Source organism: Streptomyces antibioticus (genome assembly GCF_002019855.1).
In the GTDB taxonomy this organism is placed as follows: Bacteria; Actinomycetota; Actinomycetes; order Streptomycetales; family Streptomycetaceae; genus Streptomyces; species Streptomyces antibioticus_B.
This window is the reverse complement of the sequence record NZ_CM007717.1, coordinates 4,858,911-4,883,487: the sequence shown is the minus strand read 5'-3', so window position 1 is coordinate 4,883,487 and position 24,577 is coordinate 4,858,911. Positions and strand designations below refer to the sequence as shown.

Genomic DNA, 24,577 nt, shown 5'->3' with positions numbered 1-24,577 from the left:
ACCGAATAATCAACGTTCCACCCATGAGCTGACCGTGCAGAACATTTGCCTGCAATCGGTACTGTGCTCCTTAGAAAGGAGGTGATCCAGCCGCACCTTCCGGTACGGCTACCTTGTTACGACTTCGTCCCAATCGCCAGTCCCACCTTCGACAGCTCCCTCCCACAAGGGGTTGGGCCACCGGCTTCGGGTGTTACCGACTTTCGTGACGTGACGGGCGGTGTGTACAAGGCCCGGGAACGTATTCACCGCAGCAATGCTGATCTGCGATTACTAGCAACTCCGACTTCATGGGGTCGAGTTGCAGACCCCAATCCGAACTGAGACCGGCTTTTTGAGATTCGCTCCACCTCACGGTATCGCTGCTCTTTGTACCGGCCATTGTAGCACGTGTGCAGCCCAAGACATAAGGGGCATGATGACTTGACGTCGTCCCCACCTTCCTCCGAGTTGACCCCGGCGGTCTCCTGTGAGTCCCCATCATCCCGAAGGACATGCTGGCAACACAGAACAAGGGTTGCGCTCGTTGCGGGACTTAACCCAACATCTCACGACACGAGCTGACGACAGCCATGCACCACCTGTACACCGACCACAAGGGGGCGACCATCTCTGGCCGTTTCCGGTGTATGTCAAGCCTTGGTAAGGTTCTTCGCGTTGCGTCGAATTAAGCCACATGCTCCGCTGCTTGTGCGGGCCCCCGTCAATTCCTTTGAGTTTTAGCCTTGCGGCCGTACTCCCCAGGCGGGGAACTTAATGCGTTAGCTGCGGCACCGACGACGTGGAATGTCGCCAACACCTAGTTCCCACCGTTTACGGCGTGGACTACCAGGGTATCTAATCCTGTTCGCTCCCCACGCTTTCGCTCCTCAGCGTCAGTAATGGCCCAGAGATCCGCCTTCGCCACCGGTGTTCCTCCTGATATCTGCGCATTTCACCGCTACACCAGGAATTCCGATCTCCCCTACCACACTCTAGCTAGCCCGTATCGAATGCAGACCCGGGGTTAAGCCCCGGGCTTTCACACCCGACGTGACAAGCCGCCTACGAGCTCTTTACGCCCAATAATTCCGGACAACGCTTGCGCCCTACGTATTACCGCGGCTGCTGGCACGTAGTTAGCCGGCGCTTCTTCTGCAGGTACCGTCACTTTCGCTTCTTCCCTGCTGAAAGAGGTTTACAACCCGAAGGCCGTCATCCCTCACGCGGCGTCGCTGCATCAGGCTTTCGCCCATTGTGCAATATTCCCCACTGCTGCCTCCCGTAGGAGTCTGGGCCGTGTCTCAGTCCCAGTGTGGCCGGTCGCCCTCTCAGGCCGGCTACCCGTCGTCGCCTTGGTGAGCCATTACCTCACCAACAAGCTGATAGGCCGCGGGCTCATCCTGCACCGCCGGAGCTTTCGACCCTCACAGATGCCTGCAAGAGTGATATCCGGTATTAGACCCCGTTTCCAGGGCTTGTCCCAGAGTGCAGGGCAGATTGCCCACGTGTTACTCACCCGTTCGCCACTAATCCACCCCGAAGGGCTTCATCGTTCGACTTGCATGTGTTAAGCACGCCGCCAGCGTTCGTCCTGAGCCAGGATCAAACTCTCCGTGAATGTTTTCCCGTGATCGGGACAACACGCACGAGAGCGGAACGAGAGGAGGAATAGTCCCCTCGCATCCAGCGTCCTCGCTGTGTTTTATTTCTTCAAAGGAACCTCATCCACGGCTATCACTGCCATGGACGGGGTATCAACATATCTGGCGTTGATTTTTGGCACGCTGTTGAGTTCTCAAGGAACGGACGCTTCCTTTGTACTCACCCGAGAGACTCTCTCAGGCTTTCCTCCGGGCAGTTTCCCTTCGGTCTTGCGTCTCCGACTCTATCAGACCTTTTCTCGATCCGATTTCCTCGGTGCTTTCCGGGTCCCGCTCTCGCGTTTCCTTTCCGGCGGTTCCGACTCTATCAGATCCTTTCGGCGTCTGATTCCCAGTCAGAGGGGGTTTGCCTTCCCGGCTGTTGGGCCGTTCCGACGAGTGAGACTTTAGCGGATTCCCCGCTCCCGAAGCCAATCGGGGGCGGCGTCCTTTCGAACGCGGATTCCTCATTTCGCGAATACGCACACCAATGACACGACGGCAGACGGAACGACTGCTCGTCGAGAAGTGGTTGGTACTTGCGGAATGGCTGTCCGGGGACCGACCGGAGTCGGCGCTCACGTCGGACAACTCGGAGAACACTACGTATCCACCGGGGGCGTGTCAACCCGCGCCTCGACGCCACCCCGGAGGCGTACAGGCGTACCCTTGCCCCATGACTACGCGTACGCGCACGTGCACCCAGCTCTGGTGGGCCGCCTGACGGGCGGCCGTGCTCACGTATGCGTTCAACGGCCGCCGCCTCGGCGGCCGTTCGTGTTTCTCCTCCAGGACTCCGGAGGGTCGGCCGGCCGGGACGGCGGCCTCGACCAGGAGGTGGAGTGGAGATGGCACGGGTTTTCAGCGGGATCAAACCGACCGGGCATCTGACCCTGGGGAACTACCTGGGGGCCATGCGGCGGTGGGCCGAGGTCGACCAGCACCGGGCGGACGCCCTGTTCTGCGTCGTCGATCTGCACGCCCTGACCGTGGAGCACGATCCGGCCCGGGTGCGCCGGCTGAGCAGACAGGCCGCGACACTGTTGCTGGCGGCCGGGCTGGACCCCGAGCTGTGCACGGTCTTCGTACAGAGTCATGTGGACGAGCACGCGCGGCTGTCGTATCTGCTGGAGTGCGTGGCCACGGACGGCGAGATGCGGCGGATGATCCAGTACAAGGAGAAGGCCGCCCGGGAGCGGGAGCGCGGCGGGAGTGTGCGGCTGTCGCTGCTGACGTATCCGGTGCTGATGGCGGCGGACATCCTGGCGTACGGGACCGACGAGGTGCCGGTGGGGGACGACCAGACGCAGCATGTCGAGCTGGCCCGGGATCTGGCGGTGCGGTTCAACCAGCGGTACGGGCACACGTTCGTGGTGCCGCGGGCCACGCCTCCGGGGGTGGCGGCGCGGGTGATGAACCTCCAGGATCCCGGCGCGAAGATGGGGAAGAGCGAGGACACCGGGCCGGGGATCGTCTATCTGCTCGACGAGCCGGACGTGGTGCGGAAGAAGGTCATGCGGGCCGTCACCGACAGCGGCCGTGAGGTGGTCTACGACCGGGCGGGGCGGCCCGGGGTCGCGAATCTGCTGGAGATCCTCGCCGCCTGCACCGACGGGAACCCGGAAGATCTCTCGGCCGTTTACGACTCGTACGGCGCTTTGAAGAAGGACACGGCGGACGCCGTGATCGAGGTGTTGCGGCCGGTGCGGGTGAGGCATCGGGAGTTGTGCGCGGATCCCGCGTATGTGGAGGGGGTGCTTCGGGTTGGTGCGGAGAAGGCTCGGGCCATGGCGCGCCCCGTCGTGGATACGGCCTATCGGGCGATCGGGCTGCTGCCTCCGGTGACGGAGGCGGTGTCGGGTGCCCCGGTGGCCGAGGCCGAGGTGCTGAACGCGGCTCGGTAGGCGCGTGGGCTGGTGGCGAGGCGCGAGGCGAAGTGCTGGCGCATCGTGACCTCGCTGCCGAAGCCGGCGCGGCGGGCGATCTCGGGCATGGGGAGGTCGGTGCGTTCGAGGAGTTTCTGGGCTGTGGCGATGCGCTGGTCGAGGAGCCAGCGGAGAGGGGTGGTGCCGGTGGCCGCGGTGAAGTGGCGGGCGAAGCTGCGGGGGGACATACCCGCGTAGGCGGCCAGGTCGGCGACCGTGAGTGGTTCGTGCAGATGGCGCAGGGCGTGTTCGCGTACGGCGGCGAGGGTGTCGGCGTCGCGGTCGGCGCGGGGTGTGGGGTGCTCGATGAACTGCGCCTGGGTGCCGGTGCGGAAGGGCGCGGTGACCATCGAGCGGGCGATGGTGGCGGCGGCCTCGGCTCCGTGGGCCCGGCGGACGAGGTGGAGGCAGAGGTCGATGCCGGCTGCCGTGCCCGCGGCGGTCCAGATGTTGTCGTCCTCGATGAAGAGCGCGTCGGGGACGACGTTCACCCGGGGGTGGTGGGTGCGGAGGAGGTCGATCAGGTTCCAGTGGGTGATCGCCCGGCGGCCGTCGAGGAGGCCGGCCTGGGCGAGGGTGAAGGCTCCGCCGCAGAGGGCGGCGAGGGTGGTGCCGCGGGCGTGGGCGCGGCGCAGGGCGTCCAGGACGGGGGTGGGTGCGGGAGTGAGGTGGTCGTCGAGGCCGGGGACCACGATCAGGTCGGCGCGGGAGAGCCAGGTGAGGGTGCGGTCGGGGTGGAGGGCCAGACCGCCGCGCATGGGGACGGGGGTGCTGTCGACGGCGACGCGGCGCAGGTCGAAGGAGGGGGCGCCGCGGTCGGTGCGGTCGGTGCCCCAGACCTCGGTGATGACGGAGACGTCGAAGGCGCGGATCCCGGGGAAGGCGACGAGCGCGACGCGGTAGGCCGGGGGCTGCGGTGCCTGGGCTGCCATGGTGGCAGTAAACCATCGATCGCTGACTTTTGTATCGCTGGGCGAGGGTCCTGCCGGGCGGCACGATCGAGGCATGGACATCGCGGAGAACGCAGTGCTGGTGGTCGTGGACGTGCAGAAGGGATTCGAGGAGGAGGACTACTGGGGTACGCGCAACCATCCCGAGGCGGACGACAACATCGCCGCCCTGATCGACGTATGGCAGACGACGGGCCGGCCGGTGGTGTTCGTGCGGCACGACTCGGTGAAGCCGGACTCGCCGCTGCGCGTCGGGTACGAGGGGAACGGGTTCAAGGACTACGTGGAGCGACGGCGCGGGCGGGGTGCCGGGGCCGAGCTGCTGGTGACGAAGTCGGTGAACTCGGCGTTCCTCGGGGCGCCTGATCTGCACGCCTGGCTGACGGCCGAGGGGGCGGGGCAGATCGTGGTGGCCGGGATCCAGACGAACATGTGCGCCGAGACGACGGCACGGATGGGAGGAAACCTGGGGTACGACGTGGTGTTCGCGTTCGACGCGACGTACACCTTCGGCCTGGAGGGGCCGTTCGGGTGGCGGCTGAGCGCGGAGGAGCTGGCGCGGGCGACGGCGGTGTCGTTGCACGGGGGCGGCTTCGCGCGGGTGGTGACCACGAAGGAGATCGTGGCCGCGGCCGCGTGATCCACCGCCCCCGGCGGGTCAGCCACCCCCGGCGGGTCAGCCGTTTCCGGAGGCGAGCTGGCGGCTGCGGTCGCGGGCGGCTTCGAGGGCGGCGATGAGGGCGGCCCGTACGCCGTGGTTCTCCAGTTCGCGGATGGCGTTGATGGTGGTGCCGGCGGGGGAGGTGACGTTCTCGCGGAGCTTGACGGGGTGCTCGCCGCTGTCGCGGAGCATCGTCGCGGCGCCGATCGCGGACTGGACGATGAGGTCGTGGGCCTTGTCGCGGGGCAGGCCGAGCAGGATGCCGGCGTCGGTCATGGCCTCGACCAGGTAGAAGAAGTACGCCGGGCCGGATCCGGAGAGCGCGGTGCAGGCGTCCTGCTGGGACTCGGGCACCCGCAGCGTCTTGCCGACGGAGCCGAAGATCTCCTCGGTGTGGGCGAGGTGGTCGGCGGTGGCGTGAGTGCCGGCGGAGATGACGGACATGGCCTCGTCGACGAGGGCGGGGGTGTTCGTCATGACGCGGACGACCGGGGTGCCGCTGGCCAGGCGCTCCTCGAAGAAGGAGGTGGGGATACCGGCGGCGCCGCTGATGACCAGGCGGTCGGCGGGGACGTGCGGGGCGAGTTCGTCGAGGAGGGTGCCCATGTCCTGCGGTTTGACCGTGAGGATGAGGGTGTCGGCGCTCTTGGCGGCCTCGGCGTTGGTGACCGGGGTGACTCCGTAGCGGGTGCGGAGTTCCTCGGCGCGCTCGGGGCGGCGGGCGGTGACGAGGAGGTCGGCCGGCGTCCAGCCGCCGCGGATCATTCCGCTGAGCAGGGCTTCGCCGATCTTGCCGGTGCCGAGGACTGCGACTTTCTGCGTCATGGTGCGGGGCCCTCCGGGGGTGTGCGTCGTCCTTGTCCATCCTCCCATCGGGGGTGGGGGTGCGGCGGGTGTGTCCGGTGGGCGGACGTGCGGTGCGGGCGGGCGGGTCACGCCGTCCTGCGGCGCAGGGTCGCCGCGCCGAGGGCGAGGACCAGGAGCGCGCAGCCGCCGACGATCAGGATGTCGCGGACGAAGGTGGCGGTCATGTCGGTGTGCTTGAGGACCTCGTTCATGCCGTCGACGGCGTAGGACATGGGCAGCACGTCCGAGACGGCTTCGAGGGCGGGGTGCATGGCGTCGCGCGGGGTGAACAGGCCGCAGAGGAGGAGCTGGGGGAAGATCACGGCCGGCATGAACTGGACGGCCTGGAACTCCGAGGACGCGAAGGCGGAGACGAAGAGGCCGAGGGCGGTGCCGAGCAGGGCGTCGAGGAGCGCGACCAGGAGGAGCAGCCAGGGGCTGCCGGTGACGTCGAGGTCAAGGAACCAGACCGCGAGGCCCGTGGCCAGGGCGGACTGGATGATCGCGAGGGTGCCGAAGGCGAGGGCGTAGCCGGCGATGAGGTCGCCCTTGCCGAGGGGCAGGGCGAGGAGGCGTTCGAGGGTGCCGGAGGTGCGTTCGCGCAGGGTGGCGATGGAGGTGACCAGGAACATCGTGATCAGCGGGAAGATCCCGAGGAGGGAGGCGCCGATGTTGTCGAAGGTGCGCGGGTTGCCGTCGAAGACGTAGCGCAGCAGGAAGAGCATCACGCAGGGGATGAGGATCATCAGCGCGATGGTGCGGGGGTCGTGGCGGAGCTGGCGCAGGACGCGTGCGGCGGTGGCGGTGGTGCGGGAGAGGTTGAGGGCACCCGTGGGCGCGGCGGGTGCGGTAGGGGTGGCGGGGGCGGTCATCGGGTCGTCTCCTTCTCGCGGGCGGCCGCGGTGGCCTGGTCGACCAGGTGGAGGAAGGCGGCCTCGACGGTCTCGGAGCGGGTGCGTTCGCGCAGGGCGTCCGGGGTGTCGTCGGCGAGGATCTCGCCCTCGCGCATCAGGAGCAGGCGGTGGCAGCGCTCGGCCTCGTCCATGACGTGGGAGGAGATGAGGAGGGTGGCGCCGCGGGAGGCGGCGATGTCGTGGAAGAGCTGCCACAGGTCGCGGCGCAGGACGGGGTCGAGGCCGACGGTGGGTTCGTCGAGGACGAGGAGTTCGGGGGTGCCGAGGAGGGCGACGGCGAGGGAGACGCGGCTGCGCTGGCCGCCGGAGAGGTTGCCGGCGAGGGCGTCGGTGTGGCTGGTGAGGTCGACGTCGGAGATGGCGCGGGTGACGTTCTCGCGGCGCCGGTCGGTGGCGGCGCGGCCGGGGTCGAGGATCGCGGCGAAGTAGTCGAGGTTCTGGCGGACGGTCAGGTCGTCGTAGACGGAGGGGGCCTGGGTGACGTAACCGATGCGGGTGCGCAGGGAGGGGTGCCCCGCGGGGCTGCCGAGGACGTCGAGGGTTCCGGTGACCTTGGCCTGAGTGCCGACGACGGCCCGCATCAGCGTGGTCTTGCCGCAGCCGGACGGGCCCAGGAGCCCGGTGATCTGGCCGCGCGGGACGGTGAAGTCGAGGCCGCGCAGGACCGTGCGGGAGCCGCGGACGACGGTGAGGTCCCGGGCCTGGAGGGCGGGGGGAGCCGGTTCCTCACCGGAGGGGTCGCCACGGTCGCCGCTGTCACCGCCGTTACCGCCGTTACCGCCGTCGCCGGCCAAAGAATTCATCATGCGATGAATATTGCTCTCGCGGCGGTACCCCGTCAAGCGTCTCGGTCGGGCACCTCGGTCAGGCGCCTCGGTCAGGGCGCGGTGGCGACCAGCAGGTCCACGTCATACGCCTCGTCGAGCGTGCCGTCCGGGAAGGCGGCGAGGAGGTGACGGCGCTCCTCGGTGAGGAAGGCGGCGGACCGCTCCTTTCCCTGGACCAGGAAGCCCGAGTGGCTGCCGATGTTGGCGAGGTGGAGGTCGACGGGGACGCGGCGGCTCCAGCGGATCCGGCGGTGGGTGAAGGCGAGGCTGCCGGTGGGGTCGGCGCGGGCGAGGTGGGAGGCGTCGCCGTTCGTCCTCACCACGCCGTCGAGGCCGAAGTGGCGCTCCATGCGCCGCGCCTGGGCCTCGATCCACGGCACGTCGACGGCGCTGCTGTTCCACCACAGCGCCAGCGCGCCGCCCGGCCGCAGCACGCGCAGTGCCTCCGGGACCGAGCGGGCCGGGTCGGTCCAGTGCCAGGACTGGGCGTAGGTGAGGAGGTCGAGGGAGGAGGTGGCGAGGGGGAGGTGGTTGCCGTCGCCGCGGACGATCGGCACCCGTGCGAGGGTGCGGCGGAACTGTGCCGCCATGCCCTCCCCCAGCTCGACGGCGACGACGTGGGCGCCGCGGGCGTGGAGCAGGGCGGTCGCGATGCCCGTCCCGGCCCCGACGTCCGCGATCCGCGCGCCGGCGAGGGGGCGGCCGGCGAGTTCCTCGACCGTGTCGAGGAGGGCGGGCGGGTAGGAGGGGCGGTTCGCGGCGTACTGGGCCGCGGCGGCGTTGAAGGAGTGGGCGCGGATGTGGGCTCGGGCCTCGGCGGGGTCCTGGGCTTGTGCCTGTGAAGTGGCCGTCATGGGGCCATGGTCGCCCCGCCGGGTGAGGAGGGGAACGGGGCGTTCCCGGCGCCCGCGGTCAGGTGCGGCGGCGCTTCTTCGCGGGGTTGCCCGTGCGGCGGCTGCCGCGCTTCGCGTACCGCTGCCGGGCGGTCTCGTACTCGGCGCGGTGCAGCTTCTCTCCGGGCGCCTCGGTGAGGGTGCGGAAGAAATAGGCGACGAGCGTGCCCACGAAACCGATGGTCAGCAGCCCGCGCAGGGATGCCTGGCGGTCGGGGTCGGGGCGCTTGGAGAAGCCCTCCCAGGTGGTGCGGAAGGCGAGCGCGCTGCACACCGCGAACATCACGACGACCAGCAGGTTCACGAAGCCGCCGATGTCGGCGACGGCCAGGCCCTGGTAGGCGAAGCGCAGAACGAGGCAGGCGACGGTCGTGGCGGCGAGCGCGCCGACGGCCACGCCGGCGCGGCGCAGGGCGTAGCCCCCGTCGTGGTCCACCCAGGTCGTGCCGAAGAACCGCAGGGGCTCGGGGCGCGGGCCGCCGGGGCCCGCCGCGGTGTCCGGGGTGCCGTTCTCGTCGCTCACAGAATCGCTCACAGAACGATTGTCGCTCACGGGACGATGGTGGCTCCGGCCGGCGGCGGACCCCCGAGCGGGTCGGCCCGCACGCGGGCCGCACTCGGCCCGCGCTCGGGCCTCCGTCAGGCCGCCTCGGTCAGGCCGCCGCGGTCAGTCACAGCGGTCAGGCGCAGCGCGGGGCGACGTAGCCGTCGCTGCCGGTCCTGACGTAGGCGTCGGAGACGAACTGGCCGTTGGCGATGTTGTCCCAGATCTTGGAGGTGCCGTACGGGCCGGTGACGCTGGTGCCCGGCGACTGGCAGAAGATCGGGACCCGGGTGCCCTCGGGCAGCACCTTGACGATCGGGTAGCTGGTGCCCGGGCCGCTGCGCACGTTCAGCCGGACGCCCGGGGCGATCGGGTAGTACGTGAGACTCGCCGTCGCGGCCGCCGCGAGGGACTCCCCCGCGCTCGCGCCGTCGGCCGCTCCCCCTGCTTCTTCCACTTCTTCCACACGGTCCACTGACATGAGAAACCTCCCCCGTCGAACCTCATGGTCGAACCCCGTGAACGCCATGAGGCCCCGTTGATTCCCCTTGAACACGCGATGAAACACATGTGCATGATTCGTACAGTGTGGCTGGCAAGCCGCCACTGTCGTGTTCGAGTCATCGACTAGGCTCCGTGCGTCGCGCGCGCGGAGGAACAGCACGGGGGTGGTCCATGACGCCACAGCGCAACACCGGAGCGGGCGCGGAAGCGGAACTTCCCGAGTACGCCGGTCACTACCGCCTGGAGTCATGTCTGGGTTCCGGCGGCATGGGCGTGGTGCATCTGGCCCGCAGCACCTCCGGGATGAAGGTCGCGGTGAAGGTCGTCCACGCGGAGTTCGCGCGGGACCCCGAGTTCAGGGGGCGTTTCCGGCAGGAGGTGGGGGCCGCCCGGAAGGTCAGCGGCGCGTTCACCGCACCGGTCGTCGACGCCGATCCCGAGGCCGAACGCCCTTGGATGGCCACCCTGTTCATCCCCGGCCCGACCCTCGCCGAGCAGGTGAAGCGGAACGGCCCCATGGACTCGGGTGAGTTGCGTCGGCTGATGGCCGGGCTCGCCGAGGCGCTGCGCGACATCCACCGCGTCGGAGTCGTACACCGGGATCTGAAGCCGAGCAACGTGCTGCTCGCCGAGGACGGCCCGAAGGTGATCGACTTCGGGATCTCGCGGCCGAAGGACAGCGAACTGCGCACCGAGACGGGCAAGTTGATCGGGACGCCGCCGTTCATGGCGCCGGAGCAGTTCCGGCGGCCCCGGGAGGTCGGGCCCGCCGCCGACATCTTCGCGCTGGGCTCGGTGATGGTGCACGCGGCGACGGGACGCGGGCCGTTCGATTCCGACAGCCCGTACGTCGTCGCCTACCAAGTGGTGCACGACGAACCGGATCTGACGGGCGTACCGGCGAACCTGGCGTCCCTGGTGGGCCGTTGCCTCGCCAAGGAGCCCGAAGACCGGCCGACGCCGGACGAGCTGATGCGCGAACTGCGGTCGGTGGCCGCCTCGTACGACACCCAGGCGTTCATACCGTCGCAGCGCACGACGGACGGGGCGCAGCCGGATGCGGGCGGAGCGGAAGCGGCCGAGCCGCAAGTGACCGGATCCCAGGCGGAGTCCGGGGAGCCCGTCTCGGATCCGGAGCCGTCGAAGCGGCGTCGCCGGATCCGGCTGGGCCTCGCCGCCGTGGCCGTCGTCACCTCGGTCGCGGCGCTCGCTACGGCGCTGGCGCTCGGCGGGGACGACGGCGCGGGCGGTACGGGCGGGACGGCCCGGGCGACGGGTGGGCCCTCTTCCTCCGCGGCGGACTTCACCGGCTGGACGGCGACCCCCAAGGCTCCGGCCGCCGGCGGCGAGGCCCGCGACGGCGGAGGGGGAGGTGGCGAGGGTGGCGTGCCGCAGTGCGCGTACGACGCGCGTCGGCTGATCTGCGCCCAGACGGGGCTGGTGTCCGCGCTCGACACCTCCGACGGGCGCGTGCTGTGGCGGCGTCCGCTCGGGAAGGGCGACCGGCCCCGAGAGGCGCCGGCGCTCGCGGGCGGGCTCGCGCTGCTGGTCACGCACTCCGGCAAGCGCGTCGAGGCCCTCGACCCGGCGTCGGGCGAGGTGCGCTGGACGCGGGACGTGTCGTCGTACGAAGGCGTCGCGACCGCCGGTGGCACCCTGCTGCTGACCGCCGCCGACGGCACGGTGACCGGTGTGGACGCCGGATCGGGCCAAGAGGCGTGGAGCGGGCGGGTGCCGGGGCAGAGCCGGCCGTACTTCGTGGCGTTCCCGAAGGATCCGCTGGCGTACGCGACGACCGCCTCGGACGACGGGCGCACCCGGATCACCGCCGTGGACCCCGCCACCGGCGAGGTGCGCTGGGAGCGGTCGCTGGACGGCACGCTGACGCTCGTGGGCACGGCGGACGGCGCTCTCGTGCTGCTGGCGGAGGGCGGGGAGTACGGCAAGGTCGACGCCGTGGTCCGCTACGACCCGCGCGGCCGGGACACCCGGCGGATCACGCTGAACGTGCCGCTCCAGCAGGCGCGGGCGGCCGTACGCGACGAGCGGGTGTATCTGCTGGCCTTCGACGGGGCGCTGGTGGCCGTGGACACGGGCCGGGCGGAGCAGTCGTGGTCGCTGCAGACGGCCGTGAGCCGGGGTTCGGCACCGGTCGCCGACGGCGCGCACGTGTACTTCAGCGCCGCGGACGGCCGTCTCCTCGCCGTCGACGCGGACGCGGGGAAGCTGGTCGGGCAGACGGCGCTGCGGCTCGGCGCGAACGGCGGCGAGGTCGTGTCCGCCCTGCCCGCGCCCCGAGCGGTCGACGGGCGGGTGTTCGCCGGGGCGCCGGACGGCACGGTGTTCGGGGTGGACGGGACGGACCCGGCGGACTGGTAGCCGCCGGGCCCATGAGGCGTGAGGGCGCTCAGCCCAGCTTCGACACGTCCCGCACGGCGCCCTTGTCCGCGCTGGTCGCCATCGCGGCGTAGGCGCGCAGGGCGGCGGAGACCTTGCGCTGACGGTTCGACGGGGCGTACGTCCCGTTCAACGACTCCTCGCGGCGCGCGAGTTCCGCGTCGTCGACGAGCAACTCGATCGAGCGGTTCGGGATGTCGATGCGGATGCGGTCGCCGTCCTCGACGAGGGCGATCGTGCCGCCGGAGGCCGCCTCGGGGGAGGCGTGGCCGATCGACAGTCCGGAGGTGCCGCCGGAGAAGCGGCCGTCGGTGATCAGGGCACAGGTCTTGCCGAGGCCGCGGCCCTTCAGGAACGACGTCGGGTACAGCATCTCCTGCATACCGGGGCCGCCCTTGGGGCCCTCGTAGCGGATGACGACGACATCGCCGTGCGTGACCTGCTTGTTGAGGATCTTCTCGACGGCCTCCTCCTGCGACTCGCAGACGACCGCCGGGCCCTCGAAGGTCCAGATCGACTCGTCCACGCCGGCCGTCTTGACCACGCAGCCGTCGACGGCGAGGTTGCCGCGCAGGACCGCGAGGCCGCCGTCCTTGGAGTAGGCGTGCTCGGCGGAGCGGATGCAGCCGCCCTCGGCGTCCTCGTCCAGCGCCTCCCAGCGCTCGGACTGGGAGAACGCCTCGGCGGAGCGGACGCAGCCCGGGGCCGCGTGCCACAGCTCCACGGCCTCGGCGGACGGGGAGCCGCCGCGGACGTCCCACGTCTTCAGCCAGTCCGCGAGGGACGGGCTGTGGACGGAGTACACGTCCTCGTTGAGCAGGCCCGCGCGGTGCAGCTCGCCGAGCAGGGCGGGGATGCCGCCGGCGCGGTGCACGTCCTCCATGTAGTACGTGCGGTCCTTGGCCACGTTGGGGGCGACCTTCGCCAGGCAGGGCACGCGCCGGGAGACGGCGTCGATCTGCTCCAGGCCGAAGGGCACGCCCGCCTCCTGGGCGGCGGCGAGCAGGTGCAGGATCGTGTTGGTGGAGCCGCCCATCGCGATGTCGAGCGCCATGGCGTTCTCGAAGGCCGCGAAGGAGGCGACGGAGCGCGGCAGGACGGTCTCGTCGTCCTGCTCGTAGTAGCGCCGGGTGATGTCCATGACCGTGCGGGCGGCGTCGACGTAGAGGCGTTTTCGCGCCGTGTGGGTGGCCAGCACCGAGCCGTTGCCGGGGAGGGAGAGGCCGATGGCCTCGGTCAGGCAGTTCATCGAGTTGGCGGTGAACATGCCGGAACAGGAGCCGCAGGTCGGACAGGCGTTCTCCTCGATACGGAGGATGTCCTCGTCCGAGATCTTGTCGTTCACGGCGTCGGAGATCGCGTCGACCAGGTCGAGCGTGCGGACCGTGCCGTCGACCAGCGTGGCGCGGCCGGACTCCATCGGGCCGCCGGAGACGAAGACCGTCGGGATGTTCAGCCGCAGCGCGGCGTTCAGCATGCCCGGGGTGATCTTGTCGCAGTTGGAGATGCAGATCAGGGCGTCGGCGCAGTGGGCCTCGACCATGTACTCCACGCTGTCCGCGATCAGGTCGCGGGAGGGCAGGGAGTAGAGCATGCCGCCGTGGCCCATCGCGATGCCGTCGTCGACGGCGATCGTGTTGAACTCGCGCGGGATGCCGCCGGCCTCGCGGATCGCCTCGCTGACGATCCGTCCGACGGGCTGGAGATGGGTGTGGCCGGGCACGAACTCGGTGAAGCTGTTGGCCACCGCGATGATCGGCTTCCGGCCGATGTCCGCACCGGGTACACCGGAGGCGCGCATAAGGGCGCGGGCGCCCGCCATATTGCGGCCGTGGGTGACTGTGCGGGACCTCAGCTCGGGCATCGTCGCTCGCTCCTTCAGACAGATAGGGCTGCTAAAGAGCGTACGCCGGTCATCCACCGTACGGGACGAGGTGTCCGGAATGCGGGACAGGCGTCTCGGCTCCGGTCCGCGGTCTGCCGTCCGCCGTCTGCGGTCCGTCAGGGATTCGTCAGGGGTTCGTGAGGTGTCCCTGGACCACCGGGGCCAGCCGCTCGATGATCGACTCGACGTTCGCCGACGCCAGCGGCTCCACCTTGATCACGTAGCGCAGCATCACGCACCCGATGAGCTGCGCGGCCGCCAGCTCGGCGCGCAGCTCGGCGTCGGGCAGGTCGACCCGGGCGGCGATCCGGCGCAGCACCTGGGCGGCGACGAGACGGCGGAAGACGGCCGCCGCGGCGTCGTTGTTCACGGCCGAGCGGACGATCGCCAGCAGGGGCGCGCGCGTGGCGGGGTTCTCCCAGACGCCGAAGAAGAAGCGGGCCATCTGCTCCCCCACGCCCTCCAGCGGGCCCTCCGCGAGGGCGCCCGGGGTGTCGAGGACGGTTCCGACGACGCCCTCGACGGCCGCCTCGAAGATCAGGTCCTTGGTGCCGAAGTAGTGGTGCACGAGCGCCGAGTCCACGCCGGCGGCCTTCGCGATCCCGCGTACGGACGTCTTGTCGTACCCGCGTTCGGAGAACTGCTCGCGCGCGGCGGCGAGGATCCGGTCCCGGGTCTCGGCCGACTCGGCCCGCGGGGGGCGGCCGCGGCGACGGGCGGCGGGGCGGTCGGCACCGGTGCCACTGCCTGCGCCCGCACCGGCACCCGCGCCCGCGTCCGCGTCCGTCACGAGCGGGGCACCTTCGTCGCCGACGCGAGGTGCAGGCGGGTGAAGGCGAGGGCCTCCGCGAGGTCGGCCTCGCGCTCGGCGCTCGACATGGCCCGCCGGGTGTTGACCTCGATCACGACATGGCCGTCGAAGCCGCTCAGCGCGAGCCGTTCCAGCAGCTCGGCGCAGGGCTGGCTGCCCCGCCCCGGGACCAGGTGCTCGTCCTTGGCGGAGCCGTTTCCGTCGGCTAGGTGGACATGGCCGAGCCGGTCCCCCATGCGGTCGATCATCTGCATGGCGTCCGTGCGGGCCGTCGACGCGTGGCTGAGGTCGATCGTGAAGTGCCGGTAGTCGTCCTTGGTGACGTCCCAGTCGGGGGCGTACGCGAGCATCTCGCGGTCGCGGTAGCGCCACGGGTACATGTTCTCGACGGCGAACCGTACGTCCGTCTCGTCCGCCATCCGCCAGATGCCGCGCACGAAGTCACGCGCGTACTGGCGCTGCCAGCGGAACGGCGGGTGGACGACGACCGTGGTCGCCCCGAGCTTCTCGGCGGCCGCGCGGGCCCGCTGGAGCTTGGTCCAGGGGTCGGTGGACCACACGCGCTGCGTGATGAGCAGGCACGGGGCGTGCACGGCGAGGATCGGGACGCGGTGGTGGTCGCTCAGCCGGCGCAGCGCGTCGATGTCCTGGCTGACGGGGTCGTTCCACACCATGACCTCGACGCCGTCGTAGCCGAGGCGCGCGGCGATCTCGAAGGCCGTCGCCGTCGACTCCGGGTACACGGAGGCCGTCGACAGGGCGACCTTCGCATCCGGGATCCGCACGACTGGCTCTGCCATGGGGGACAGGTTACGGGGTGCGGGTGCCTGGGAACGGGCGTCCGTTCGCCGTTGTGGGAAGCGCCACGGACCGGCCCGCCCCGTGCGGCCGGTTCCGGCCGTCCGGGCGGTACGAGGTGTTCGTCGTCGGTCCCGCACTGTCGCGTGCCCCCTACACTCCCTGGCCGATTACGCTCCCTGGCCGATCCGCTCCGACTCCATGTGGTCGAGGCGCCGCAGGATCACGCCCTCGCGCAGCGCCCACGGGCAGATCTCGACCTTCTCGACGCCGAACAGGTCCATCGCACCCTCGGCGACCAGGGCGCCGGCCAGGAGCTGGTTGGCGCGGCCCTCGGAGACGCCGGGCAGTTCGGCGCGCTGCGCGGTCGTCATACCGGCCAGCCGCGGCACCCATGCCTCCAGGGACTCGCGCTTCAGCTCACGCTGGACGCGGAGGCCCTCGGTGGAGCGGGCGGCACCGGCGATCCGGGCGAGCTGCCGGAAGGTCTTCGAAGTGGCGACGACATGATCCGGGGCGCCGAAGCGGCTGAACTCGCCCACCGTACGGGCGATCTGCGCGCGTGCGTGCCGTCGTAGCGCCCTTATGTCCTCGGGGTCGGGCGGATCGCCGGGCAGCCAGCCCGCGGTGAGCCGGCCGGCGCCCAGGGGCAGCGACACGGCGGCGTCGGGCTCCTCGTCCATGCCGTACGCGATCTCCAGGGAGCCGCCGCCGATGTCCAGGACCAGCAGTTTCCCGGCCGACCAGCCGAACCAGCGGCGGGCCGCGAGGAAGGTGAGGCGGGCCTCCTCGGCACCGCTGAGGACCTGGAGCCGCACCCCTGTCTCGGCGTGCACGCGCGCGAGGACGTCGTCGGCGTTGGTGGCCTCGCGCACGGCGGAGGTGGCGAACGGCAGCAGATCCTCGACACCCTTGTCCTCGGCGGCCTGGAGCGCCTCGTGCACGACACCGACCAGCCGGTCGACGCCGTCGGGGCCGATCGCGCCGTCGGGGTCGAGGAGTTGGGCGAGGCGCAGCTCGGCCTTGTGCGAGTGCGCGGGCAGCGGGCACGCGCCGGGGTGCGCATCGACGACCAGCAGATGCACCGTGTTCGATCCCACGTCGAGGACACCGAGTCTCATGTAGGGAACGCTACTGCCCGCAGGGCCGTGCTCCGCCCCTGGTGCGCCTGGTGGGACGGTGCCGGGGAGGGGCGTGGGCGACTTACCCTGGACACGTGCCAAAGACGAAAAAGGCGAAGGAAGAGAAGGCCGACAAGGCGCCCAGATCGACCAAGGGGGCCTCGAAGCCGTCGAAACCGTCGAGGCGGGCCCCGGCTGGGGACGAGAAGGGCCTCGACTTCGCGCGCGCGTGGGTGGAATTCCCTGATCCGGCGGACGACGAGCAGGTCTTCCGGTGCGATCTGACATGGCTGACCTCTCGGTGGAACTGCATCTTCGGCAGCGGCTGCCAGGGCATCCAGGCCGGCCGCGCGGACGACGGGTGCTGCTCGCTGGGTGCCCACTTCTCCGACGAGGACGACGAGAAGCGCGTCGCCGGGTACGTGGCACGTCTCACTCCGGACATCTGGCAGCACCACGACGAGGGCGCCCGGGGCGGCTGGGTCTCGGAGGACGAGGAGGGGTCGCGCCAGACCCGCCCGTTCAACGGCTCGTGCATCTTCCAGAACCGTCCGGGCTTCGCGGGCGGCGCGGGCTGCTCGCTGCACATCCTGGCCCTCAAGGAGGGCCGTGAGCCGCTGGAGACCAAGCCGGACGTGTGCTGGCAGCTTCCGGTGCGGCGCACCTTCGACTGGATCGAACGGCCCGACGACACGCGTGTGCTCCAGGTGTCGATCGGCGAGTACGACCGCCGCGGCTGGGGCCCGGGCGGCCACGACCTGCACTGGTGGTGCACCTCGGCGACCTCGGCGCACGGCGGGGGCGACCCGGTGTACGTGTCCTACCGGCCGGAGCTGACCGAGCTGATGGGCAAGGCGGGCTACGACCGGCTGGTCGAGCTGTGCGAGGAGCGGCTGGCCTCGCAGTTGCCGCTGCTGGCACCGCATCCGGCGGATCCGGTGGCGCCCGGGGAGCCTGGCCGTTCGTAGGGCCGGCCCGGGTATGCCGCCCGGGGGCCGGTCCCCCGTTCCGTGCGTCCGCATGCCCTTGCGCCTGGCCTCTTATGAGGTCGCCGGGCCCGGGTCGCCGTCGCCGGTCGGCGGCGGGGACGAGCCCGGGTCGGTCGACGGCGGGTCGGAGGGGGTGGGCTCCGGGTCGGTCGTGGGCGGCGGGTCGCTGGGGGTGGGCTCCGGGGAGCCCGGGTCGGTGGGCGTCGGGTCGGGGTCCGGGTCCGGGGAGGACGCGGGCGGGCCGCCGGGGCCGGGACCGGGTCCGGTGCCGGGGTCGGAGGGGCCGGACGCGGTGCCGTAGCCGTCGATCGAGACGACCACGCCGGCCGGGGCGACCGCCACGCGCGCGTGCCAGGCGCCGGTGGGCTCGCGCAGTTGGTCGACATGGACCTTGACCGTCACCGACTCGCCGGGCTTCAGGGTGCCGCTGGAACGGCTCGGATAGAGCCAGCGGGCGCCCGTGGTGACGGACCAGCGAATCGGTTCCTCGGCGTCCTTCGACGCGGTGAGGGTGATCAAGGTGGTGTCGCCGCTGGTGGCCGCCGTCACGCCGAGCAGGCCGCCGCTCTTGGTGCCGAGTCCGGTGACGCTGACGACCTCCACGGAGACGTCGGGACCGTCGCCCTTCGAGAAGCCGCTGCCGGGGCGGGTGCTGGCGTTCCCGGCGTTCTCGTAGCCGCCGGCCGGATCGCCGTCGAGGCCGCCGGGCCCGCGTGCCTCGCCCGCGGTGGCGGCGTGGCCGTCGGCGCCCTCGCCGGTCGGGGTGCCCCGGTAGGCCGCCCACAGCGCGAGCACGGGCGCGGCGACGACGGTGGCGACCACGGTGGTCGTGACGGCACGCGCGCGGAGCCGGTCGCGGCGGGCGGCGCGGTCCTTGGGGTCCATGGGGAAGCCGCGCCGGTCGTAGCGCGGGAGGGCCGCGCCCCGCGCGCGCGGGAGGTGTGCCAGGGCCCGGTGCAGCTCCGCGCGGGGCGCCTCCAGGACGGGCAGTTCGGCGGGGGTGATCCCGGCGCCGGGCCAGCGGCCGGGGACGGCGCGCTCGGCGGTCCTGCGGCAGCGGGGGCAGTCGTCGACGTGCCGGACGAGTTCGCGGCGCAGGGTGGCGCTGAGGACGAGCTGGTGCTCGCCGGTGAGCCGGGCGACTCCGGGGCAGCCGCCGGCCTCGACGACGGCGAGGGCCGCGCGCGTGCGCTCGACCTCGCAGGCGGCGGTGGCGAGCAGTTCGCGGGCCGCCGCGTGGTCCTTGCCGAGGACGGCGGCGATCTCGTGGGCGGCGAGGTGGTGGCGGACGGCGAGTTCGAGCGCCTCGCGCTGCTCCGGGGTGGTGCCGGCGGCCTCCGGCCAGGCCAGCAGGGAGAGTTCACGCCGCCGCCGCTGCTGGACGTCGTCCGGTACGGCGGGCTCGGCCGGGACGGTGGCGCGGGTCGCCGCGTGCGTGCTCTGACGTTTCTGCTTGGCCTCGGTCAGCTTGCGCAGGCACGCCCAGCGGGCCAGCGCGTACAGCCAGGCCCTGCGGTCGCCGGCGGCGTCCGGGACGCGCTGGCCGCGCCGCTCGGCGAGCGCGAGGACGTCGCTCAGGGCGGCGGTGGCCGCGTCGTGGTCGCACAGCACGGACAGGCAGTAGGTGAACAGCCCGTCGAGGTACGGCTCGTAGCGCGCGGGCGGGCGTCGCGCCAGAGCGCGCGCCGCGCCGCGGTCGCGCGCCTCCCGGTGCGCCCGGTGTGCGCCGGTCGTGCGGGTCGAGGTCTCCGGACTGCTGCTCATCACCCGTGCGACCGTAGGCGGCCCGGAACGCGCTCCTCTTGTCCCTTGAGTCCTTTTAATCCGTACGGGTGAAACGATCCCTCAATAGGGGACATGGGCGGGGGGTCCCATGGCTCGTTCGTGACAGGGGGTGGCCGGATCACCGGGGGCGCCCGCCGTTTCCCCGGGTGCGCCGGGGTGCCGGGGGCCCGCTCGTCCACAGGCGCCCCCGGCTGTCGGTGGTGGCGGTTACGGTGTGGGGCATGGCTGCCCGTACGAAATCCACGAAGGACCGTCCGTCCTACCGCTGCACGGAATGCGGCTGGCAGACGGCCAAGTGGCTCGGCCGCTGCCCCGAGTGCCAGGCGTGGGGCACGATCGAGGAGTACGGCACGCCCGCGGTCCGTACGACGGCGCCCGGCCGTGTCACCACCTCCGCCGTCCCCATCGGGCAGGTCGACGGCCGGACGGCCACTGCCCGCGGCACCGGCGTGCCCGAGCTGGACCGTGTCCTGGGCGGCGGCCTGGTGCCGGGCGCGGTCGTGCTGCTGGCCGGCGAGCCCGGCGTCGGCAAGTCGACGCTCCTGCTGGACGTGGCGGCGAAGTCGGCGAGCGACGAACACCGCACCCTCTATGTCACCGGCGAGGAGTCGGCGAGCCAGGTCCGGCTGCGCGCCGACCGCATCGGCGCCATCGACGACCACCTCTATCTCGCGGCCGAGACCGACCTGTCGGCCGTCCTCGGGCACCTGGACGCCGTGAAGCCGTCCCTGCTCATCCTGGACTCCGTGCAGACGGTGGCCTCGCCCGAGATCGACGGCGCCCCCGGCGGCATGGCACAGGTCCGCGAGGTCGCCGGCGCCCTGATCCGCGCCTCCAAGGAGCGGGGCATGTCCACCCTCCTGGTGGGCCATGTCACCAAGGACGGCGCGATCGCCGGACCCCGCCTCCTCGAACACCTGGTGGACGTCGTCCTGCACTTCGAGGGCGACCGCCACGCGCGTCTGCGTCTCGTGCGCGGCGTGAAGAACCGCTACGGCGCGACCGACGAGGTCGGCTGCTTCGAACTGCACGACGAGGGCATCACGGGCCTGACCGACCCGAGCGGACTTTTCCTGACCAGACGTGACGAACCGGTCCCGGGCACCTGTCTGACGGTCACCCTGGAGGGCCGGCGTCCGCTGGTCGCCGAGGTCCAGGCGCTCACCGTCGACTCGCAGATCCCGTCCCCGCGCCGCACGACCTCCGGTCTGGAGACGTCCCGGGTGTCGATGATGCTGGCCGTCCTGGAGCAGCGCGGCCGTATCAGCGCGCTCGGCAAGCGGGACATCTACTCGGCGACGGTCGGCGGAGTGCGGCTCTCGGAGCCCGCCGCGGACCTCGCGATCGCCCTCGCCCTGGCCTCCGCCGCCAGTGACACCCCGCTGCCCAAGAACCTCGTCGCGATCGGCGAAGTCGGCCTCGCGGGCGAGGTCAGACGGGTCACGGGCGTCCAGCGCAGGCTCTCCGAGGCCCACCGTCTGGGCTTCACGCACGCACTCGTGCCGAGCGACCCCGGCAAGGTCCCGGCCGGGATGAAGGTGCTGGAAGTCGCGGACATAGGAGACGCCCTGCGGGTCCTGCCGCGCTCGCGTCGCCGAGACGCCCCACGGGAGGCGGAGGACCGCCGGTAGACTTTGCCCAGGTCTCGCCCGTCCGTACGAACCGAGTGCGCGAAACGGGAGCGCCTGAAGAACCTGCGACCGGAGGAGTGCAGTGGCAGCCAACGACCGGGCGGCAGCTCCCGGAAAGTCCGGCGGGAGTTCCGGTGCCGAGGCCCTGATGCGCGCCGCGCTGAGCGCGGTGGCTCCGGGTACGGCCCTGCGCGACGGCCTCGAGCGGGTTCTGCGCGGCAACACCGGCGGGCTCATCGTGCTCGGCTCCGACAAGACCGTCGAGACGATGTGCACGGGCGGCTTCGACCTGGACGTCGAGTTCACGGCCACGCGTCTGCGCGAGCTGTGCAAGCTCGACGGCGGCATCGTCGTCTCCTCCGACCTGTCGAAGATCCTGCGGGCCGGCGTCCAACTCGTCCCGGACCCGACGATCCCCACGGAGGAGACCGGCACCCGGCACCGCACCGCGGACCGCGTGTCCAAGCAGGTCGCCTACCCGGTCGTCTCGGTCTCCCAGTCGATGCGCCTGATCGCCCTGTACGTCGACGGCCAGCGCCGCGTCCTGGAGGACTCGGCGGCGATCCTGTCCCGCGCGAACCAGGCCCTGGCGACCCTGGAGCGCTACAAGCTCCGCCTGGACGAGGTCGCGGGAACGTTGTCAGCGCTGGAGATCGAGGACCTGGTGACGGTCCGGGACGTCTCCGCGGTCGCGCAGCGGCTGGAGATGGTCCGCCGTATCGCCACCGAGATCGCCGAGTACGTGGTCGAACTGGGCACGGACGGGCGGCTGCTCGCCCTCCAGCTCGACGAGCTGATCGCGGGCCTGGAGCCCGAGCGCGAGCTGGTCGTGCGGGACTACGTCCCCGAGCCGACCGCCAAGCGCTCCCGCACGGTCGACGAGGCGCTGTTCGAACTGGACGCGCTCAGCCACGCCGAGCTGCTCGAACTGTCCACGGTGGCCCGCGCGTTGGGCTACACCGGTTCCCCCGAGGCGCTCGACACCGCGGTGTCGCCGCGCGGCTTCCGCCTGCTGGCGAAGGTGCCGAGGCTGCCGGGCGCCATCATCGACCGCCTGGTGGAGCACTTCGGCGGCCTCCAGAAGCTGCTCGCCGCCAGCGTCGACGACCTCCAGACGGTGGACGGCGTCGGCGAGGCCCGGGCGCGCAGCGTCCGCGAGGGGCTGTCGCGGCTGGCGGAGTCCTCGATCCTGGAGCGGTACGTCTAGCCCTGCGTGCGGATGGGCCGCCCAGGCGGGTCGGCCCGCGGGTGGGACACGGCTCGTCGTGCGCCCGTGCTCACCACCGGGCGCCCCCTGCCGGGTCGGGCTCAGTCCTCCGCCAGCACGAAGGACGTCTGTGCCTTCGCGAATCCCGGCGTCCGCACCTCCACAAGGTAGGTGCCGGGACCGGCCGTACCGGCCGGAGGCGTGGCGCACTCGGCGGCGCTCGGCTTCCGGTTCCAGGTGACGGTGTAGGTGAAGGTGTCGCCGGCCACCACGCGGTACAGCCGGCTGCCGGAGTCGGCCGGGCAGTCGGCGGTGGACCAGTAGGGGTCGGTGCTGCCGGTCTTGGTGATCGTCAACACCGCCTTCTTCGGGCCGAGATCGACCTTGCAGTCGCTGCCGGAGGAGTTCTTGGCGGTCAGCCGGAACGTCGGCGTCTGGCCGGGCGCGTACTCGTTGTTGACGCTGCGCAGGGACAACGTGACCACGCTGGCGGTGCAGTTGGGGAGGGTGGTGCCGGCCGGCAGGGTCGTGCCCGAGCCGATGCCGATGCCGCCGCTGCCGCCCGTCCCGGTGCCGCCTCCGGCGCCGCCGCCGTCACCGTTGCCGTTGGCGCCGTCGTCGGATCCGTCGCCGCCCGTGCCGGAGCCGTCATCGCCCGAGCCGCCGCCGTCGGCGCCCTCGGTGGGCTCGTCGCGTCCGCCCGGCGCCTGGCTGATGGCGGGCCCGGAGCCGCTCGGTCCGGGGGTGATCGAGGACGCGGGATTCTTGCCGTTCGACCCCTGGGCGCCGTTGTCGCCGCCACCTCCGCCCGAGGTGACGACCCAGGTGATGAGCAGCGCCAACAGGGCGATCACAGACAGCAGTACAACCCTCCGTCGCCAGTAGATGGAGGAGGGGAGCGGCCCGATCGGATTGCGCAGAGATCCCACGGCGCAAACTGTACGAGAGATCGCCGCGTTCGCTGGCCCCACCCGCCGCCCGGAGTACAACTTTTCAGGATCATCATCCTGGATTCCCTGTCCACGCGCCCCACTTCACGCCCGCGCGCACCCCCGGCCGTTTGCGACGGCGCCCCTTGCAGCTCTGGCCATGACCACGGCACGCGCGCGTGGAGGCGCCCTCGGGGCGGGACCCTGCCGAGTGGCGGTACGCACGCGTGCACCGTCGCGCATGGCAGGATCGGAAGGGCCATGACTGCTCCCACGAAGCCCCCGCACAGCAGCCCCGCCGACGACGTCTCCGGAGCGGATCTGCACGCCCCCGTCATCGACTGGTTCGACGACCACGCCCGTGACCTGCCCTGGCGGCACCCGGAGGCGGGCGCGTGGGGCGTGATGGTCAGCGAGTTCATGCTCCAGCAGACCCCGGTCAGCCGGGTCCTGCCGGTCTACGAGCAGTGGCTCGCCCGCTGGCCCCGCCCCGCCGACCTGGCCGCGGACGCCCCCGGTGAGGCCGTCCGCGCGTGGGGACGGCTCGGCTACCCCCGGCGCGCCCTGCGGCTGCACGGCGCCGCGGTGGCCATAACGGAGCGGCACGGCGGCGACGTGCCGTCGGACCACGGCCAGCTCCTGGCGCTGCCCGGCATCGGCGAGTACACGGCGGCGGCCGTCGCCTCCTTCGCCTACGGGCAGCGGCACGCCGTACTGGACACCAACGTCCGCCGGGTCTTCGCGCGGGCCGTCACGGGCGTGCAGTACCCGCCCAACGCCACCACGGCCGCCGAGCGCAGGCTGGCCCGCGCCCTGCTCCCCGAGGACGAGGGGACCGCCGCGCGCTGGGCCGCCGCCTCCATGGAGCTGGGCGCGCTGGTGTGCACCGCGAAGAACGAGACGTGCGTGCGCTGCCCCATCGCCGGGCAGTGCGCCTGGCGGCTCGCGGGCAAGCCGGAGCACGACGGCCCGCCGCGCCGGGGCCAGACGTACGCCGGTACCGACCGGCAGGTGCGCGGCAAGCTGCTCGCCGTCCTCAGGGAGGCGCACGCGCCCGTGCCGCAGGAAGCCCTGGACCGGGTGTGGCACGAGCCGGTGCAGCGCGCCCGCGCCCTGGACGGCCTGGTCGCCGACGGTCTGGTGGAGCCGCTGCCGGGCGGGACGTACCGCCTGCCGCTGACCTGACGCATCGGCACGTCACAGACGACCGACAGGCATCCGACAGACATCTGGCAGGCCGGGACAGGCGAATGCCGACTTAACCGGACAAATAAACCCCTCCCTTTACCCAGAACTCATTTCCGTTACACAACCGACGGACAGCCGAGTGCTGGCCGC

20 protein-coding genes and 1 rRNA gene are annotated in these 24,577 nt (G+C 71.5%); 7 read left to right on the top strand and 14 right to left on the bottom strand.

The window, feature by feature from the left end; genetic code table 11:
• Nucleotides 1-74: 74 nt before the first annotated feature.
• Nucleotides 75-1,600, bottom strand: a 16S ribosomal RNA gene (locus tag AFM16_RS22130).
• Between the two features lie 870 nt (nt 1,601-2,470).
• On the opposite strand from AFM16_RS22130, the gene trpS reads away from it, so the two are divergent.
• Complete coding sequence (gene trpS / locus AFM16_RS22120; protein ID WP_078637047.1) at nt 2,471-3,526, top strand: tryptophan--tRNA ligase; 1,056 nt, start codon at nt 2,471-2,473, stop codon at nt 3,524-3,526.
• On the opposite strand, the gene AFM16_RS22115 is transcribed toward trpS, so the two are convergent.
• Entirely contained in the window at nt 3,436-4,479 is a 1,044-nt protein-coding gene (locus AFM16_RS22115; protein ID WP_078634386.1) for a GlxA family transcriptional regulator, read from the bottom strand. The genes trpS and AFM16_RS22115 overlap by 91 nt on opposite strands.
• A gap of 73 nt (nt 4,480-4,552) precedes the next feature.
• On the opposite strand from AFM16_RS22115, the gene AFM16_RS22110 reads away from it, so the two are divergent.
• Nucleotides 4,553-5,137: a cysteine hydrolase family protein gene (locus AFM16_RS22110; RefSeq protein WP_078634385.1), complete on the top strand. Its 585-nt coding sequence runs from the start codon at nt 4,553-4,555 to the stop codon at nt 5,135-5,137.
• 36 nt (nt 5,138-5,173) lie between these two features.
• On the opposite strand, the gene proC is transcribed toward AFM16_RS22110, so the two are convergent.
• The 6 genes from proC to AFM16_RS22080 form a co-directional block, all read right to left on the bottom strand.
• The gene (proC, locus tag AFM16_RS22105; RefSeq protein WP_078634384.1) at nt 5,174-5,983 is read right to left on the bottom strand and encodes a pyrroline-5-carboxylate reductase; all 810 of its coding nucleotides are present in this window, start codon (nt 5,981-5,983) and stop codon (nt 5,174-5,176) included.
• 107 nt (nt 5,984-6,090) lie between these two features.
• Nucleotides 6,091-6,876 (bottom strand): ABC transporter permease, encoded by a 786-nt coding sequence (locus AFM16_RS22100; protein ID WP_030796126.1) that lies wholly within the window; start codon nt 6,874-6,876, stop codon nt 6,091-6,093.
• Nucleotides 6,873-7,721, bottom strand: a complete 849-nt coding sequence (locus AFM16_RS22095) for an ABC transporter ATP-binding protein (RefSeq protein ID WP_370628143.1) — start codon at nt 7,719-7,721, stop codon at nt 6,873-6,875. The genes AFM16_RS22100 and AFM16_RS22095 overlap by 4 nt, the downstream gene beginning before the upstream one ends.
• A 74-nt stretch (nt 7,722-7,795) precedes the next feature.
• Nucleotides 7,796-8,599, bottom strand: a complete 804-nt coding sequence (locus AFM16_RS22090) for a class I SAM-dependent methyltransferase (RefSeq protein ID WP_078634382.1) — start codon at nt 8,597-8,599, stop codon at nt 7,796-7,798.
• A gap of 58 nt (nt 8,600-8,657) precedes the next feature.
• Nucleotides 8,658-9,161 (bottom strand): hypothetical protein, encoded by a 504-nt coding sequence (locus AFM16_RS22085; protein WP_078634381.1) that lies wholly within the window; start codon nt 9,159-9,161, stop codon nt 8,658-8,660.
• A 157-nt stretch (nt 9,162-9,318) separates the two neighbouring features.
• Nucleotides 9,319-9,663: an SH3 domain-containing protein gene (locus AFM16_RS22080; protein ID WP_078634380.1), complete on the bottom strand. Its 345-nt coding sequence runs from the start codon at nt 9,661-9,663 to the stop codon at nt 9,319-9,321.
• A 194-nt stretch (nt 9,664-9,857) separates the two neighbouring features.
• On the opposite strand from AFM16_RS22080, the gene AFM16_RS22075 reads away from it, so the two are divergent.
• Nucleotides 9,858-12,065 carry a serine/threonine-protein kinase gene (locus AFM16_RS22075; RefSeq protein WP_078634379.1) on the top strand — a complete coding sequence of 736 codons (2,208 nt, stop codon included), beginning with the start codon at nt 9,858-9,860 and terminating at the stop codon, nt 12,063-12,065.
• Between the two features lie 28 nt (nt 12,066-12,093).
• On the opposite strand, the gene ilvD is transcribed toward AFM16_RS22075, so the two are convergent.
• From ilvD to AFM16_RS22055, 4 genes are all read right to left on the bottom strand, one after another.
• The gene (gene ilvD / locus AFM16_RS22070) at nt 12,094-13,947 is read right to left on the bottom strand and encodes a dihydroxy-acid dehydratase (protein WP_078634378.1); all 1,854 of its coding nucleotides are present in this window, start codon (nt 13,945-13,947) and stop codon (nt 12,094-12,096) included.
• Nucleotides 13,948-14,095: 148 nt separating this feature from the next.
• Nucleotides 14,096-14,758, bottom strand: a complete 663-nt coding sequence (locus tag AFM16_RS22065; RefSeq protein ID WP_078634377.1) for a TetR/AcrR family transcriptional regulator — start codon at nt 14,756-14,758, stop codon at nt 14,096-14,098.
• Nucleotides 14,755-15,579: a sugar phosphate isomerase/epimerase family protein gene (locus AFM16_RS22060; RefSeq protein WP_030796111.1), complete on the bottom strand. Its 825-nt coding sequence runs from the start codon at nt 15,577-15,579 to the stop codon at nt 14,755-14,757. Before AFM16_RS22060 ends, AFM16_RS22065 begins: the two co-directional genes overlap by 4 nt.
• 168 nt (nt 15,580-15,747) lie before the next feature.
• Complete coding sequence (locus AFM16_RS22055) at nt 15,748-16,698, bottom strand: Ppx/GppA family phosphatase (RefSeq protein WP_030796109.1); 951 nt, start codon at nt 16,696-16,698, stop codon at nt 15,748-15,750.
• A gap of 95 nt (nt 16,699-16,793) precedes the next feature.
• On the opposite strand from AFM16_RS22055, the gene AFM16_RS22050 reads away from it, so the two are divergent.
• Nucleotides 16,794-17,666 (top strand): DUF3109 family protein, encoded by an 873-nt coding sequence (locus tag AFM16_RS22050; protein WP_078634376.1) that lies wholly within the window; start codon nt 16,794-16,796, stop codon nt 17,664-17,666.
• 72 nt (nt 17,667-17,738) lie between these two features.
• Here the strand turns inward: AFM16_RS22050 and AFM16_RS39445 are convergent, their stop codons facing one another.
• Entirely contained in the window at nt 17,739-19,451 is a 1,713-nt protein-coding gene (locus AFM16_RS39445; RefSeq protein ID WP_370628057.1) for a BACON domain-containing protein, read from the bottom strand.
• A 242-nt stretch (nt 19,452-19,693) separates the two neighbouring features.
• On the opposite strand from AFM16_RS39445, the gene radA reads away from it, so the two are divergent.
• Together radA and disA are read left to right on the top strand one after the other, a co-directional pair.
• Nucleotides 19,694-21,103 (top strand): DNA repair protein RadA, encoded by a 1,410-nt coding sequence (gene radA / locus AFM16_RS22040; protein WP_030796102.1) that lies wholly within the window; start codon nt 19,694-19,696, stop codon nt 21,101-21,103.
• Between the two features lie 82 nt (nt 21,104-21,185).
• A complete protein-coding gene (gene disA, locus AFM16_RS22035; protein ID WP_030796100.1) occupies nt 21,186-22,310 on the top strand; it encodes a DNA integrity scanning diadenylate cyclase DisA in 1,125 nt (374 codons plus the stop codon).
• Between the two features lie 101 nt (nt 22,311-22,411).
• Here disA and AFM16_RS22030 read toward each other — a convergent pair whose 3' ends face one another.
• Nucleotides 22,412-23,239 (bottom strand): hypothetical protein, encoded by an 828-nt coding sequence (locus tag AFM16_RS22030; protein WP_078634374.1) that lies wholly within the window; start codon nt 23,237-23,239, stop codon nt 22,412-22,414.
• Nucleotides 23,240-23,500: 261 nt separating this feature from the next.
• Here AFM16_RS22030 and AFM16_RS22025 point away from each other — a divergent pair, with 261 nt between their 5' ends.
• On the top strand, nt 23,501-24,424 hold the full coding sequence (locus AFM16_RS22025) for an HhH-GPD family protein (protein WP_030796096.1): 924 nt from the start codon (nt 23,501-23,503) through the stop codon (nt 24,422-24,424).
• Nucleotides 24,425-24,577 lie beyond the last annotated feature (153 nt).

Coding starts and splice junctions, on each gene's coding strand:
- AFM16_RS22080 (WP_078634380.1), bottom strand. CDS start 9,663: ATGTCAGTGGACCGTGTGGAAGAAGTGGAAGAAGCAGGGGGAGCGGCC.
- AFM16_RS22060 (WP_030796111.1), bottom strand. CDS start 15,579: ATGGCAGAGCCAGTCGTGCGGATCCCGGATGCGAAGGTCGCCCTGTCG.
- ilvD (WP_078634378.1), bottom strand. CDS start 13,947: ATGCCCGAGCTGAGGTCCCGCACAGTCACCCACGGCCGCAATATGGCG.
- AFM16_RS22090 (WP_078634382.1), bottom strand. CDS start 8,599: ATGACGGCCACTTCACAGGCACAAGCCCAGGACCCCGCCGAGGCCCGA.
- radA (WP_030796102.1), top strand. CDS start 19,694: ATGGCTGCCCGTACGAAATCCACGAAGGACCGTCCGTCCTACCGCTGC.
- AFM16_RS22110 (WP_078634385.1), top strand. CDS start 4,553: ATGGACATCGCGGAGAACGCAGTGCTGGTGGTCGTGGACGTGCAGAAG.
- AFM16_RS22075 (WP_078634379.1), top strand. CDS start 9,858: ATGACGCCACAGCGCAACACCGGAGCGGGCGCGGAAGCGGAACTTCCC.
- AFM16_RS22100 (WP_030796126.1), bottom strand. CDS start 6,876: ATGACCGCCCCCGCCACCCCTACCGCACCCGCCGCGCCCACGGGTGCC.
- AFM16_RS39445 (WP_370628057.1), bottom strand. CDS start 19,451: ATGAGCAGCAGTCCGGAGACCTCGACCCGCACGACCGGCGCACACCGG.
- proC (WP_078634384.1), bottom strand. CDS start 5,983: ATGACGCAGAAAGTCGCAGTCCTCGGCACCGGCAAGATCGGCGAAGCC.
- AFM16_RS22025 (WP_030796096.1), top strand. CDS start 23,501: ATGACTGCTCCCACGAAGCCCCCGCACAGCAGCCCCGCCGACGACGTC.
- AFM16_RS22115 (WP_078634386.1), bottom strand. CDS start 4,479: ATGGCAGCCCAGGCACCGCAGCCCCCGGCCTACCGCGTCGCGCTCGTC.
- AFM16_RS22095 (WP_370628143.1), bottom strand. CDS start 7,721: ATGAATTCTTTGGCCGGCGACGGCGGTAACGGCGGTAACGGCGGTGAC.
- trpS (WP_078637047.1), top strand. CDS start 2,471: ATGGCACGGGTTTTCAGCGGGATCAAACCGACCGGGCATCTGACCCTG.
- AFM16_RS22055 (WP_030796109.1), bottom strand. CDS start 16,698: ATGAGACTCGGTGTCCTCGACGTGGGATCGAACACGGTGCATCTGCTG.